General features: G+C 32.8%; 10 protein-coding genes. 5 read left to right on the top strand and 5 right to left on the bottom strand.

Features of this window, described 5'->3' with window-relative positions; translation table 11 throughout:
* The 3 genes from CGC58_RS07500 to CGC58_RS07490 all read left to right on the top strand — a co-directional run bounded on the left by CGC58_RS07500 (nucleotide 1) and on the right by CGC58_RS07490 (nucleotide 6410).
* Nucleotides 1-1041 carry a hypothetical protein gene (locus CGC58_RS07500; RefSeq protein ID WP_095896165.1) on the top strand — a complete coding sequence of 347 codons (1041 nt, stop codon included), beginning with the start codon at nucleotides 1-3 and terminating at the stop codon, nucleotides 1039-1041.
* Between the two features lie 67 nt (nucleotides 1042-1108).
* Nucleotides 1109-1834 (top strand): hypothetical protein, encoded by a 726-nt coding sequence (locus CGC58_RS07495; protein ID WP_095896164.1) that lies wholly within the window; start codon nucleotides 1109-1111, stop codon nucleotides 1832-1834.
* A 40-nt stretch (nucleotides 1835-1874) separates the two neighbouring features.
* Nucleotides 1875-6410: an Ig-like domain-containing protein gene (locus CGC58_RS07490; RefSeq protein ID WP_095896163.1), complete on the top strand. Its 4536-nt coding sequence runs from the start codon at nucleotides 1875-1877 to the stop codon at nucleotides 6408-6410.
* A 66-nt stretch (nucleotides 6411-6476) separates the two neighbouring features.
* On the opposite strand, the gene porV is transcribed toward CGC58_RS07490, so the two are convergent.
* Both porV and CGC58_RS07480 read right to left on the bottom strand, forming a co-directional pair.
* Nucleotides 6477-7631 (bottom strand): type IX secretion system outer membrane channel protein PorV, encoded by a 1155-nt coding sequence (porV, locus tag CGC58_RS07485; RefSeq protein WP_095896162.1) that lies wholly within the window; start codon nucleotides 7629-7631, stop codon nucleotides 6477-6479.
* A gap of 222 nt (nucleotides 7632-7853) precedes the next feature.
* Nucleotides 7854-9065 (bottom strand): site-specific integrase, encoded by a 1212-nt coding sequence (locus tag CGC58_RS07480; RefSeq protein ID WP_198540712.1) that lies wholly within the window; start codon nucleotides 9063-9065, stop codon nucleotides 7854-7856.
* Between the two features lie 282 nt (nucleotides 9066-9347).
* Between CGC58_RS07480 and CGC58_RS07475 the strand changes: the two genes are divergently transcribed.
* Both CGC58_RS07475 and CGC58_RS07470 read left to right on the top strand, forming a co-directional pair.
* Entirely contained in the window at nucleotides 9348-10232 is an 885-nt protein-coding gene (locus CGC58_RS07475) for a hypothetical protein (protein WP_095896160.1), read from the top strand.
* A 173-nt stretch (nucleotides 10233-10405) separates the two neighbouring features.
* The gene (locus CGC58_RS07470) at nucleotides 10406-10651 is read left to right on the top strand and encodes a helix-turn-helix domain-containing protein (RefSeq protein WP_095896159.1); all 246 of its coding nucleotides are present in this window, start codon (nucleotides 10406-10408) and stop codon (nucleotides 10649-10651) included.
* 36 nt (nucleotides 10652-10687) lie between these two features.
* Here the strand turns inward: CGC58_RS07470 and CGC58_RS07465 are convergent, their stop codons facing one another.
* Genes CGC58_RS07465 through CGC58_RS07455 form a run of 3 tightly spaced genes read right to left on the bottom strand, consistent with a single transcriptional unit; the run spans nucleotide 10688 to nucleotide 14131 of the window.
* A complete protein-coding gene (locus CGC58_RS07465) occupies nucleotides 10688-12115 on the bottom strand; it encodes a hypothetical protein (RefSeq protein ID WP_095896158.1) in 1428 nt (475 codons plus the stop codon).
* Entirely contained in the window at nucleotides 12112-13140 is a 1029-nt protein-coding gene (locus CGC58_RS07460; RefSeq protein ID WP_095896157.1) for a nucleoid-associated protein, read from the bottom strand. Before CGC58_RS07460 ends, CGC58_RS07465 begins: the two co-directional genes overlap by 4 nt.
* Nucleotides 13141-13144: 4 nt before the next feature.
* A complete protein-coding gene (locus tag CGC58_RS07455) occupies nucleotides 13145-14131 on the bottom strand; it encodes a virulence RhuM family protein (protein ID WP_095896156.1) in 987 nt (328 codons plus the stop codon).
* Nucleotides 14132-14319: the final 188 nt, after the last annotated feature.

Raw genomic sequence — 14319 nt, 5'->3', positions numbered from 1 at the left:
ATGAAACTAAGAAGGAAAATTAAAAGTATTAAAACATATCTATTAAACAAAGGTATAGTAATAATAGACAATGAAATTGTATCATTGAAAAATGGTGCGAAAACAATTATTGAAAATGCTTATAGGCTATTTGACTTAGAAAATGAAATATTAGTTTTAGATGATGAAAATAAACCATATGTATTTAATGAAGAACTAGAATTAATAAATAAAATATCTGATTTTGAAGTCAGTTTTGCAAAATACCCTTTTATTTGTTTTTACTACGGAAAAGCTCCAAGAATTTATGGTGTTTTGGATTGTATAAAATTTAAAAAAAATTTTGAAGTAAAGGAAGAGATAGGAAGAAATATTATAGAAAACTACATTTTCACAGATGATTTAATTTGCAGAGATATAAGAACTGGTAATGTTCTTTGGCAATACAATTTAGGAAAAAAATACAACTATTTCAAAGAAGCTGATTATCAAGGCGAACCGCCTGTGGAGGTTCAAGCAGAAGTGATTAAGTTTTTGGGTGTTTATAAAGATGAACTTTGGTTGGTACTTAATAGCGGGCTACTGGCATTAGACATTAAAACAGGCAAAGAAACTCACTATATAAAAGAAGGCAAAATGGCTTTGGGAGAGCCTTTTTTTGAAGATTTTAAAGGTTATTTTGGCTATGATACTGTTTTAGACGAAGAAAAAGGCATTATTTTTAATCTAAACCTACATTTTTATATAGAATACGACCTAAATTCTAACAAAAATTACTTTGATAGTTATAGTTTTAAAGATTCTTCCCAGAAAAATGGGCTTGTTTTGAACTATATTGGCGGGTATGATGCAGAAAATATCTATGCTTATGAGGGGAGCAAAAACAATCGTTTTGCGATTTTCAGCCGAGATAAAAAAGGGATTATTTGGAGTGGGGAAATTCCCGAAGCCAAAGATAAGTTCCCTGCAATCAAGGATTTGCAATACGGTGCTGGAAAACTCTATGTGTTAGACCATCACAATACGTTGCATATTTTTGAGGGAGAAATCAACAGAAGTTAAAAACTGTGCAGATTGTGCAAATAAGTGTTTTTACAATGATTGTCTTATAAAATATTTTCAAAATAAAATGAAACCAATAAGTTTTTTTGTGTATTCGTTGATGTATATGGTCATTGCGGGTGTGGTGGCGTTTGTGATGGGCTTGCGTATTTTGGAAGCCGGGAAAGCTATCGAAACATCGCCTAAAAAATATACGGAAATCGAAAAAATTAATTTTTGGTATTACGGCTTCGATACCAATTATTTGAATGTCTCTTTCGAGGTTTTTGATGATAAGATAAATTGCCAATATTTTGTTCCTGATGGCGAGCAAAATAAGCTGTTAGCATTGCTCCAAACTGAGGGAATTATAGCTTCACCTGAGGCATTTTTACAAACGATACCCAAAGCTATGGATGGTGCAAAACATCAAGCGTTGTCTGCTTTAAAAACGATTGAGGTTGAGGGTAATGGAGCGAAATTTATCAAAGTAAAACCTGAAATCAATGCAGTAAGTTTGGAGAAGGAACAACTGAAAAAACTACATTCTTTGGAGATTATCCGAAACGACCAAGGATACATCCAATTTTTAGCTTTAAATGAGAAGACACTTTCTGGAAGCAAGGCGGTTCTTAGAAAAACTTTTGCGATAGGTATTGGCTATGTTGTTATTATATTCGGAGGTTTAGCGTTGCTATTAATGCCTTTTAATATGTACATTCAGCTGAAAGATTATTATACGAAAGGAACTCCTTTTTACATTCCCAATCGTTGGCAATCTTTCAAAAACTTTTTCAATATGTTCAAGAGATAAAATTTTTGTTACTTTTGTCGGTGTATTAAATCAATTGGTTATGGTTCGTATCTTCCGTTTGTGTTTGTTTTTTGCAATTTTTCCGATTTTTGTTTTTTCTCAGGAACATCCCTTGGGAGCGACTTTTGAGCAAACTCGCTGGGCAGAAACCTTAGAAGACATCACGGAGCTTCCTGTTGGGATTCGAGAGACGAAAGACGGAATGGAATACGCCATTATCATCACCCAAGCGACTTTTTTGCCTGAACAGACGCTGGTCAATGCATACGCTCGCCTTACGGTGCCAGATAGTCAAAGTCCTACGGGTAAAAAGCAACTTTTTTTCGGGGCTACGGGGCTTTCGTTTTCGTATGAAGGACAAATTGTGGGCGATATGCGTCTTTCGCTTTTGGGAGATTTTACAGTGAGCTCGAACAAGAATTGGGAGTTTTTGCTTCGTGGTGGAAACATTGACACCCGCACAGGCGATACGGTTGGTGATTTGACGTATATTACCTTTGATTGTGATGGTTTGCGTGAGATTGCTTTGAATGGCGTAATTCGGGTATCTCCGCAACTGATAGTGCCTGTTGATGAGCGAACGTACCAGCCCATACCTAACGCAAGGGTAGAAACTTCAGTGGCTTTAAAGGCTGAAAGCTGGAACAATTTGCTGTTACGGGTTTCTTTGCCTGCGTTTGCCATTACCAAACAAATACAAAATAGTGAACGTGGAGCTTTTGTGTTTGAGGCAGAGGATATCATTCTGGATATGAGTGATACACATAATGCAGAGGGAATGTTTTTGCCCCGAGGTTATGAGGAGTATTTGGTAGCCGAAGCGGAGTCGTGGCGTGGTTTTTATATGGGTAAATTGAAAATCACTTTGCCAGAAGAGTTTAAAAAGTCCCAAGCGAGGGTAAGTATTTCAGCAGAGCGTTTTATTTTGGATTCGTACGGTGTTTCGGGTAGTTTTTCGGCAGAGCATTTAATCTCTCTTAATGAAGGTACTACGGCAGGAGGGGAAAATGCGTGGCGGTATTCATTGGATTTTATTCAGGCTGATTTTGTGGCTTCCAAAATCAAAGGCGGGGCTCTTTCGGGGCGTATATTGCTTCCTATTGAATCAGCTGACGATTCGCAAGAAACAAGTAATGCAACCGATGGTGAAAACAAACAGAAAACCAACGAAAAAGGCATTCTTTTTACGGGAATTTTTACCGATGATGATTATATGCTCAAAGCCTCTTCTTTGGAAAAACTCAATTTTGATTTATGGAAAGCCCAAGCCACTATTGAACCTTCGTCATACCTTGAACTAAGGGTAAAGAATAAAGAATTCGTCCCCAAAGTAGTTCTTGACGGACAAATGTCATTGCGAGAAAATAACACCGAAAAGAACAGTTATGAGTTTAACGGTATCACTTTTCGCAAATTTACGCTTCAAACCGAAGAACCTTATATTTCAGCAGAACATTTTGGAGTTAAGGGAGAGCAGCGTTTGGCTAATTTTCCTGTAAGCGTGAAAGATGTGAATGTTAATTTCAGGGGTGATAGAGCGATGTTGAATTTTGGCATTCGTGTAGGTTTACAGAAAGATAAATTTTCTGCCGAAGGAGGATTTAGCATTTATGCCAAAAGAGAAAAAGCGGCTTGGCGATATGACACTTTTGATGTCAACGATTTAGCCTTGAACAATGTAGATGTAACGGTGGCTACAGTATCAGGAAGGCTCAAACTAATGAAAGATGACCCATTTTATGGCAACGGTTTTAGGGCGATGTTGGCGGTAGAGATTGAAAATCCTGCCATTAAGGTAGATGCCAATGCCGTATTCGGAAATAAAGATTTTCGTTATTGGGGCTTTGATGCGGCTGTTGATGGGCTAAATATTCCAGCTTCGTTTGTGAATATCACGGGCTTTGTGGGGGGGGCTTACTATCATATGCGTCCGAAAGATGGCACAATGGCAAACAAGGATAAGGATGACAATATATCGGGAATAAAAAGAGCTTTTGAGCTTATTCCAGATGCGTCGGTGGAATTGGAGTTAAAAGCTGGTGTATTAGGAGCTTTTCAGAGCAAAAATGTAGCTTCTTTTATGGCTATTTTAAGTCTTCAAACCAATAAAAACGGGGGGCTTTCCCGTGTTGGTATTGATGGGGAGGCTACCATAATGTATGCTTTACAGGACAAATTGGACAATCCTTTTGAATCTCTGCAAGAAGGATTTTCTTCGCAGGTTAATCAGTTAGTAGATATGAAAAAACTCAAAGAAGGCGACAAACTAGAAAATTTCCTTTCGATGGATAACAGTAGTACTTCTTCACAAGTGGATATTTCTTTGGATAAAAATGGAAAAGCAAAGCAAGCTCCTATTTATGCTACAATGGCAATGAACTATGATTTTAGCCAAAAAGCGTTTCACGCCAATATGCAGGCGTATATAAACGTCGCGGGAGGGATTATCAAAGGCACGGGCGACAACGGACTGGCAGGAAGAGCTGTGATTCATATCGACCCCAAAGATTGGTACATTCATATAGGTACTTCGCGTGAGATGATAGGTTTGCAAGTAGGTTTCGGTAACTTAAGTGTAAATGCAAAAAGTTACTTTATGATAGGAACGAAAATTTATGAAACGCCTCAACCGCCTGCCAAAGTAGCTGAAATTTTAGGAATGAAAGCAAGTAACTTAGGGTATATGCAAAGCCTCAATCAGGTTAAGGAAGGAAAAGGGTTTGCCTTTGGTTCGCACCTGAATTTTGACACGGGTAACATCAATGCAGGGTTTATCTATGCACAATTTGCTGCGGGCTTGGGTGCTGATATAATGCTGAAAAATTATGGCAACGCTCATTGTAAAAACCGCAGTGGAGAACTCGGAATCAATGGTTGGTATGCCAACGGGCAAACGTATGTATATCTTCAAGGAGAGTTGGGAATACGAGTGCGTTTATTTTTCGTTCGTAAAAATATTCCTATTCTTAAAGCAGGCGTTGCCGCTATTTTGCAAGGTTCAGGACCCAATCCTTTTTGGGCAAGGGGCTATCTTGGAGGCTATTACAACGTATTGGGCGGATTGGTAAAAGGGCGTTTCCGACTCAAAATGGAATTTGGTGAGCAATGCGAACTGGCACAAGAACAAGTATTGGGCGGAATGAAAATCATTTCCGACGTGTCTCCTTCAGATAAAAGTACCAATGTAGATGTGTTCATTGCTCCTCAGGTAAGTTTTAATCTTGAAGTAGAAAAACCCATTGTTATTCCCGAAGATGATGGCGACCATACGTATGTTGTAAAGTTAGAAAAATTGGAAATGACCGATGAAAAAGGTAGTAAAATCAGCGGAAAATTGGAGTTTGGAAAATCTTCTGACGTAGTGAATTTTATACCTACGGAGACGCTTTCTTCCAATACAAAATATACAATCACCACTGAGGTGAGTTTTCAGGAATTAAAGGGGAACTCCTATCAAACAGTAATGGTAGATGGCAAAAAAGCCACAGAAACAGAAGAGCGAACTTTTGTTACAGGAGTAGCCCCTGAATATATTCCCAACGGAAACATTCAATATGCGTACCCTGTGCTTGACCAAAAAAACTATTTTGTTGATGAAACCAAAAATGCGTTTATACAGCTCAAACAAGGTCAGGCGTATTTGTTCGAGTCCGATAATTGGGAAACACAGTTGCATTTGATTTCAAACAACGGAAATAAACTAACAGCCCAGCCGAGTTATGATGCTGCTAAAAATGCAATTACGTACGTAATGCCAAAACTCAATACGGGGGAAAAATATACCCTTTCGATAGTAAGTTACAGCAAAAATAACACGAAAAACAACAAAAAAGACATTTCTGAAAAAGTAACAAAGCAAGTTGAAGGAGGATACGATAATTCGGAAGAGGAAACTTCCGCCATTGTTAAAAACACTAAGGCACAAGCCTCTGTCAAGGAAGGGAATTTTGAGCGATTGACTTACACTTTCAAAACCAGTAAATATAAATCGCTCAAACAGAAGATGAATGCTTTTAAAACAGAGCGAAAACTTTGGGATAAAATTTCTTCGGACGTAGTAACGTTGTTTAACAATATGAATACAGACGAATCTTTTGAAGTTATTGAACTTTTAGGAACGGCATACACCGATGGAAAGCCTTTGTTTTATACCGAAGCAATATTAGATGATACTTACGATGCGGTGTTTAAAAAATATTTATATACAAATCCACAAGTTATCAGTATCTTAAAAAGAGGTTCATCGAATGAAAAAATAGGTTTTCCTCCTAAAGAGGCAATCTCTGTGGTGAGTTCGTATGCGGAAAATTTGCAAAATAATTCACAGGGTTCCGTACTTAAACGTCTTTTTCCGTATCGTTACGACGTACTGATATATTACAGAAACGACTGGATTGAGTTGAGCAGACATATTTCGGATAAATTGACAAGAGGCATATTAAATCCTGCTTGGGAGACTGAATTTATGGAACGAAACTTCCCTGCAATTCCCGAGAAAAAATATAAGGCAATTTTAAGATATCGCCTACCTAATGGAGAAGTTACATCGGAAGTGCCGTACTACTACCAATTTTGATGTATAAAGAAGCAAAGTCCACTACTTGATTAATACTGATTAATACAGTAATGGACTTTTTGTATTCTAAAGTTTACATTGTAGTGCAACTCTCAAAGAAGAACTCATCGGATTATTTGTTTTTGCTGTTGAAAAAAGGTATGAAAAATCAATTTGCCACGATTGTATGCGAAACCCTGTACCTAAGGTCAGATACTTTCTGTCTCCTTTGTTTTTGTGCTGATTGAAATAACCTGTTCGTAAAAATAAAGTTTCATTATAGGCGTATTCAAAACCTAACGACCAAGAAATTTCCTGTAATTCCTCCGAAAAACCATCAGGGGCATCACCAAATGATTGGAAAATACCTTGTAAAAAATCAACATTTGGGTTTTTCCCCGCTACGATTTCAGTAGGTTCAGTAGGCTCTTGAATGCCATTGCTATTAGTATCATTAAAACCATACTTGGCTGGTGAAGGGACGAGTAATTTATTGATTTCTAAAAGAAACTGAAAATGATTGTAACTATTAGTTTGTAGGTTGTACCCCGTACCTAATTTAAGATTGGTAGGTAAGAAAAAAGACTGTCCTAATTTTTCATATTGCACTTTACTACCAATGTTTGAAATTTGGAATCCCCAAGTATATTTTCCGAAATAATTCCCTATTAGATGCTCCTTGGAAGAATAAAATCCGCAGATGTCAAAAGCAACCCCTCTGGCTACATTGCTTTCTTCTATAGGGAGCCTTAAATTTGAGTTCAAATAACGAGTAGTAATACCCATTGCGTAGCGAGCACTTAACTGCAAACTATAGGAAATGTCAAAAGCAAATTCAGAGGGACGAAAATCTCCCAGAATGTAAATGTCTTTATCAAAACCGCGAGTAAGTGTTACATTTCCTATATTGAAATAATTGAAGCTTCCAGCCCAAGCTCCTCGCTTTGTTTTCTTGTAATATACAAGATTTCCTATGAAAATATCTTGTACTGCCCGATTTAGATAGGGAGCATACGCCATTGCAAAGGCAGATTTTTCCTTTGCAAAAATATATTTGGAAGCATTCCAATGTTGAGAAAAAACGTCTGGTGTTGAGGCTACTCCCAAGTCTCCCTTACCACAAGCTATGGCATCAGTACCTAGTAATAAGAAAGGAAATGCAGTTGAAATAGGGCGTTTCTCTTGTGGAAAAACATAACAAACACCAATCATAAACACAAGTACTGAAAGGAAAGACTTCATAACTATCTTATTTTTGGGAATGTAATATTAATGATGTCCTCATATCTCTAGGAAAGCATTTTGAAAAAACTTTCTGCAAATATAGTTTTTTTCAGTTAAAAGTTAATTATAATATAAATAATTAAACTGATGACTTACGATGGGATTACTTGCGTTTAGTATTAATCGTTCAAGCAATGGGATGATTCAAATTTTTATATTAGGTCAATATTATAATTCTAACTAAATCAAAGCCATATCAATAATTTCATCTAATTTCTTGTCTGGTAACGAATTGAGATAAGCCATCGTAGAATTAATGTCTTTTTGTCCTAATGCTTGTCTGATAATATCTACTGATACATTTTTAAACTTTAAAGCTGTAGCAAAAGAATGTCTAGCACAGTAATAGGTTATATGTTTATTAATTCCTAAATTTTGGATAATGACCTTTAAACTTGGATTGATATATTTGTTCAAATATTTGTGAGATTTATTTTTCAAATAAGTAATATCTGCATTATTATTCTGCACGATATTGAAAAGATATTCGGAGGAATCATCCGATAGGTATTTTTTCATAATATCTTTGTTGTATCCAGCTAATTTAAAGGTCACGGGCACATTTGTTTTGGTTCTGATAAAAGTCAAATTTTCGCTCGATAATGCATTTTTCTTTAGCTTTAATAAATCTATAAAGTTAATTCCTCTTGAGTAGTAGCTAAATAAAAACATATCTTTTGCAAAAGCTTCTCGATTATCTTTAGGTACATAATTCTTCAAAGCCTGAATTTCATCTTCATCTAAAAACTCTTTTTTAGCATCGGTTTTTATTTTTGAAATCTTGTAATCCTTAAAGGGATATTGTGATTCTTTAATGATTTTTGAAGTAATGGCTTGATTAAAAATGTAGCGCATCGTTCGCATCCTGATAGCTATCGTTGTTGGTGAATTACCTTTTTCATAGCAATAGAATTCATATTTTTTCAATGATAAAAAAGTTATCTCATTAAATCCGATTTCTTTCTTGTTAAAAAATTTTTGTAGTGAATTTAGAGTATCTTTTTCAATTCTTGCTGAACCTATCTTACCTGAAACTTTTTGGTTGTTTATACTTTGTAATAAATACTCTGTGAAGGAGGCAGTCTTATTTTTTCCTTTGTATTTTTTTATGCTTTCTATAAGGTCAGGTAAGGAATAGGGAATATTTCTATCTTCAAAGTCTTCAATAATATCCTGAATAATCTTTTTATATTTTTCAATAAAGGTATTGAGTTTTTTGTGCTCAGGGTGGTTTTTCTTTACTCTCTCTGTTTCATAGCTCCATTGTTCTTCCTTACAAGATTTCCTGATGGATAAACTTGTGTTTTTTCTGTCTTTTATAAACGTAATGATGATACTTCTTTCACCATTTACTTTTGGGTTGTTTTTAAGTGTGAATTGAAAAGTGGTCATAACTTTTGACGAACATTTGACGAACATTAATGTCGTAAAAGTAACATAAAATAAGATAATAACAAAATTATTTTAGTGGCAATATGTTGATTTATAGTATAAATATAATAAAAATGGAATTAAATAAACTACAATAAACAATAAAAAATATGTCTCATAATCAGGTGGTCGCTGGTTCGAGCCCAGCTGGGACCACAAAGAAAATCAAGGCTTTACAGAAATGTGAAGCCTTTTTTGTTTTTCTGTGTGAAACATATGTGAAACATTTGATACATTTGCATTATGGTAAAAGAAAGTAACTTACATAACCCTTTAGATTTTTTTGTATCTATATCCGATGCAAATGCGTTTAAAAATTTCCTAGTAGAATTTATTGAGTATGGTGGGACTCCCTATTCTTTTGTAAATCCTACCACTGTGCGAATTCCCTGTCTGGAAGACTATGGGGAGTGGATAGACCGAGATTTCCATATCAGTTATTTTATTGGAAACAAATTAGATGAAGAATTTACAAGAAGTAAAAATCTCATTCAGACTTACACGTTAGAAAACACAACCGAAAATGCTGTTAAATATTTAAAAATCCAATTTTCTATTATTCAAACAATAGTTGACAAGAGAACTTCTTTCCTTATTGAGTATCCTGATATTTTTAAATTTTTAAAAGCGTTAGCAGACCATATAGTATTCTTGCTACATAGTTTGGATACAACCAACATTCAGCTAGATTATGAAAAATTTTTAAAAGCTTATGAGCGAAGTAATCGTACAATTATAACACAAGAAGAACAGGATGATTTAATTATGTTGGTTCTGGGTTATATGAAAGGACAAAATCAAGCGAGAGAAATAATACTCTCAGAAGCTGATTTTAATTTATTAATTCAATATACTATACACTTGGTTAAAAAAGGGGAAATTCCTGAAATTGAAACCCAACTTTCTCCCAATATCCATCAAAGGTTACTCGCTTTTTCTTTTTGGGTACTCCACAAGGAACTTTATACTACAACACGCATAAAACCTCATTTTATTTCTTTTTTAAAGAATATTTTTTCAAATTTTGAGAATGTAAGTGAAGAATCTATTCGAGGTTTTTGGGGAACAAAAACTCAAATAAAAAAAGATGATTTTTTACCCGAAATCATTAAAAAACACCTATCATAGACATAATTATTTTGTCAACACAACTTCTACATCATTTTTTATGCAACTTCTACAAAAATTCCCTTGTTTCTACAAGGGAATAATTTTTTCTATATAACTTCTAATCAAATCTTTGCATTGTTAATATAACCCTCTAAATTTTATGAGCTCAAGAGGGCTTAAAAGATAAAAATATGAATTATAAAAAAGAAATTTTGAGTTTAAATGAAGCTGTCGAATATCTTAATGTCAGTAAATCATTGTTGTATAAGCTAACGTCTGATAGAAAAATAAGCTTCAGCAAACCCAATGGGGGTAAAATTTACTTTAAAAAAAGTGAATTAGATGCTTGGATGCTTTCCAATGAATGTAAAAGCAGAAAAGAATTAGAAGAAAATTTAAAGAAAAAAATTAAAGAAGATGGTGGAAGAAAAAAATGATGGCTACACCAACTGTATGGTTACTCCCCTTACAATCTAGTGAAGGAGTGTTCTTTCAATTAGAAATTTTAAATATTCAGAAGTACACAACAAGATAAAAAATAATATTAGTATAGTTATTATCCACAAAAAAGTTATAGTCCTTTTCTTTTTGTTATAAAACATTAAATCTTTATTGAACTCTTCATCTTTATTTAATATTTTATTTATATCATTCTCATTAAGAATATCTTGAAATCTAATTTTAATTAAATTATATTTTTGTTTTACTCTATTAATGTCTGACTGTAGAATTATTAATGAGAATAACATAAAAAGTATTGATAATAATAAAATGCCTATTCCGAAAAATGTTGCCTCTTTGTTGATAACATTTGATATATCTGCTTTGTTAAAAATTCTTATTGCAAAAACGCCAATATAAAAACTGACAAAAGCAAATACAGACTTCTGAAAATTACTTAAAAATAGATCTAAAGAAGTATTTATTTTATTAGTGATTTGATCAACCTGTTCATATATTTTATTTCTAGAGTCTATATACTTTGTCAAATTACCCTTTATATATAGTTGGTTAGCTGATATTATAGAGGGGAAAACTCTATTGTCTAAAGATATATCGTTATCTTTGAGATAGAACGCTATTATATTTCTAGCAATTCCTAATTTATCCTCTACTTTATCCTTCTCTGAGTAAACCCAGTTATAAATTTTTTTATATTCTTCAAGGTTACTTACATTTAACATTGAAAAATCTAAATTAAAATCGTGAACTTTATGTCCCTTCAATTTTAATATAACATTATTGTCTTTTATTTCTGAAGTGTCAAATAAAAAAATAAGCAGATAAATAAAGTACAGCTTATTAATTATTTGACACAGAATATCTTCACCATTTTGTTCACAAGTACAGAAGTTTTCAGGAGCAAATCTGAATTCAGAATAATTATAAAAGAGACACTGAATACTAATAATTTTATTTTCTAAATCTTCTATGTTAGAATTGTATCCAATGATGTTAGTTTTTAAAGATATATTACTATACTGACTTGTAATTAATATAGGTTTTTCTCTTTTTTGAAAATATGATAAAATATCATACAAAGACATTTTATTTAATGTGTCTTCAAAGAGTTTTTGATTGAATATTATAGTGTTTTTTAGTGATTTAAAGATTTTTATGGTTAACTTGACATTCGTGAGATCGTCATAATAGTTATAATATTCAATTGGTAAATCTTCGAAAGTTTTTTGGGATATTGTGTAGGAGATTTCTTCGATTTCTAAGTTCCAATCATATCCTAATTTTTTGAAATAACTATTGATCTTATTATACAAAGACCTATTTAGTTGCCTAGTACTATCTGTTATGCCAACATAAGCTATGTATTCATATTGGGTAAAATTATCAATATGACTTAAAATTTTATTAGTTTTAAATAATTGAATGAGAGTATTAATCATTTTGCTTCCATCAAATCTTCAAGTTTATCAAACCCTTCAGAAGATAATATTTGCACATATTTATTGCCTTCCGAATCTTTATATGTTTTAATAATATTTTTTAAATTATCAACATAATCATCTATACTTAGAAATAAGTTATTAGCAAGCTTAATTTTATGTTTGATTTTTTTATTTATCTTTTTTTTGACAATAGAAAATTGAGTGTCAAATCCTTTTTTTGAAGGAAGTTCAGTTAACTTTTTAGCTATTGCTTCTTTTGGAAAATCTGTGTTTACTGAGTCGTAATTGTTAATTACATTTGAAATAAAATCAGAATAATTTAGAACGTTATTATTTTTAAAATATCCAATTATGGAATTTCTCAATATAGTATAGTCAGCGTAAAATTTGTTTTTTAACGGATTAAGAGCCTTATCTATTTCATTTAAAGATTTCTCTGTATTTTCATCATCCGTATATTGTTGCTCTAACTCAAGAAAATCATACCACCAATATTTACTATTGTTTTTATCAAATACTAAACTTTCATAAATTTCTCCAGATTGATCAAAAACTATAAGTATAGCTTTAAAAATTTTTTTTCTTATATTCAAACCTCTTACTATCTCAAAATTTGATTCATTTAAAATTTCATCATGCTCAACCTTACAAATAATTATTTGTTTGCTTTCGTTTATATTAAAATTTAAGTGTAAAAGACTCCCTTTTTGAATTTCAATAGACATATTTTTATTTTTCATAAAATTTTGAGCATCTATTTCTTTTTGAAGGAGTCTTTGTGCATTTAATTCAACTACCTTTTCGATTTCAGAATCGTTATTCAATATTTTGTATAGTGAAGTTTTAATTTCTGTATTGCCATTGCTAAACTTATAAATTCTCCTATTAGGATTATTAATGATTTCATCTAGCAACTCATTAATATAATCTTCTAAATTTTGATTATTTAGCTCTAAGTCAACAGTAGTAACACTACTGTTTTTTATATCAATATGATGAAGGAAGTGACTAACTATTTTCATAAAACTATTTTTTCAATTTTTTAATTTCTTTATCAAAATCAGAGATTATTTTTTGGGTTTTGTTAAACTCCTCATATTCTGCAATAGCTTTTCTGTCGGCTTGAACTTTGGAAATTTTACCCTTTCCTTCCAAAATTTTATATTCATTAAAGCTCAAAAACCTATTTACACTCTCGGCTAATTGCTCCATCGTAAATGTGTTTTTTCTTTCTATAAGTCCTTCAATATAATCAAAGTAGCCTGTAACAGTTCTTTCTAATTGCTGAATTTCTTTTTCTTGAAGATAATTTTTAGCAATAACTACATCTTGTTTTAAAATTCTGCCGTCAGGAGCATTTTTCCAAGTACTTAAACCCATATTCTCTTTGGTCTTATCTGCTTGAGAATATATAATCTCTGGGGCTGTTTTCCCTGTAATGGCGTAGTGAAATTTATTCTGAACCATTGCATAAAAATTCTTCGTGATTTCGGAATTGGAGTCGTAATCAATACTACATTCTGCAAAAATATCCGTAACTTGTTGATAAATCCTTCTTTCACTGGCTCTTATGGAACGAATTCTTTGTAAAAGCTCTCTAAAGTAATCTTTGCCGAAAACCTTTTGTCCTTGTTTTAATCTTTCATCATCTAAAACAAAGCCTTTAACAATATATTCTTTCAAAGTGTTGGTTGCCCATATCCTAAATTGTGTCGCTTTTGATGAATTAACCCTATAACCTACAGATATTATGGCATCTAGGTTATAAAATTTGGTATTGTACTTTTTTCCGTCATTTGCAGTATGTTCCAAAATGGAACTAACTGAATTTTCCTCTAGTTCTCCACTTTCGAAGATGTTATTCAAATGTTTGGTAATAGCGGGTCTTTGCACTCCAAAAAGTTCTGCAATAGCTTTTTGTGTAAGCCATAAAGTTTCATTCTGAAGCAAAACATCTAGTCTCACATCTCCATTAGGGGTGGTATAAAGGATTATATTTTGGGTATTTTCCATATTGTGAACAATTTCCTCTCTTAAGATACAAAATTATAAAAATTCCTATAAAATTTAATTTTTGCTCAATAAACGTAAGTCCATCCCAACTTTGTAAGCCCACCCCACTTGTCTTGGAAATCAAAAGTCCCCCCTACCTTGTTCTGTAGTTATTTTTTCGTGGAGGAATTTTCAATCCTTTAAATGGT

The organism is Capnocytophaga stomatis (assembly GCF_002302635.1).
GTDB lineage: Bacteria > Bacteroidota > Bacteroidia > Flavobacteriales > Flavobacteriaceae > Capnocytophaga > Capnocytophaga stomatis.
The sequence above is the reverse complement of the archived record's forward strand: the minus strand, read 5'-3'. Positions and strand labels throughout refer to the sequence as shown.

What these genes read in the sequence shown, in the direction of transcription:
- CGC58_RS07495 (WP_095896164.1), top strand. Translation starts at nt 1,109, where the DNA reads ATGAAACCAATAAGTTTTTTTGTGTATTCGTTGATGTATATGGTCATT.
- CGC58_RS07475 (WP_095896160.1), top strand. Translation starts at nt 9,348, where the DNA reads ATGGTAAAAGAAAGTAACTTACATAACCCTTTAGATTTTTTTGTATCT.
- CGC58_RS07460 (WP_095896157.1), bottom strand. Translation starts at nt 13,140, where the DNA reads ATGAAAATAGTTAGTCACTTCCTTCATCATATTGATATAAAAAACAGT.
- CGC58_RS07465 (WP_095896158.1), bottom strand. Translation starts at nt 12,115, where the DNA reads ATGATTAATACTCTCATTCAATTATTTAAAACTAATAAAATTTTAAGT.
- CGC58_RS07500 (WP_095896165.1), top strand. Translation starts at nt 1, where the DNA reads ATGAAACTAAGAAGGAAAATTAAAAGTATTAAAACATATCTATTAAAC.
- CGC58_RS07470 (WP_095896159.1), top strand. Translation starts at nt 10,406, where the DNA reads ATGAATTATAAAAAAGAAATTTTGAGTTTAAATGAAGCTGTCGAATAT.
- CGC58_RS07480 (WP_198540712.1), bottom strand. Translation starts at nt 9,065, where the DNA reads ATGACCACTTTTCAATTCACACTTAAAAACAACCCAAAAGTAAATGGT.
- porV (WP_095896162.1), bottom strand. Translation starts at nt 7,631, where the DNA reads ATGAAGTCTTTCCTTTCAGTACTTGTGTTTATGATTGGTGTTTGTTAT.
- CGC58_RS07490 (WP_095896163.1), top strand. Translation starts at nt 1,875, where the DNA reads ATGGTTCGTATCTTCCGTTTGTGTTTGTTTTTTGCAATTTTTCCGATT.
- CGC58_RS07455 (WP_095896156.1), bottom strand. Translation starts at nt 14,131, where the DNA reads ATGGAAAATACCCAAAATATAATCCTTTATACCACCCCTAATGGAGAT.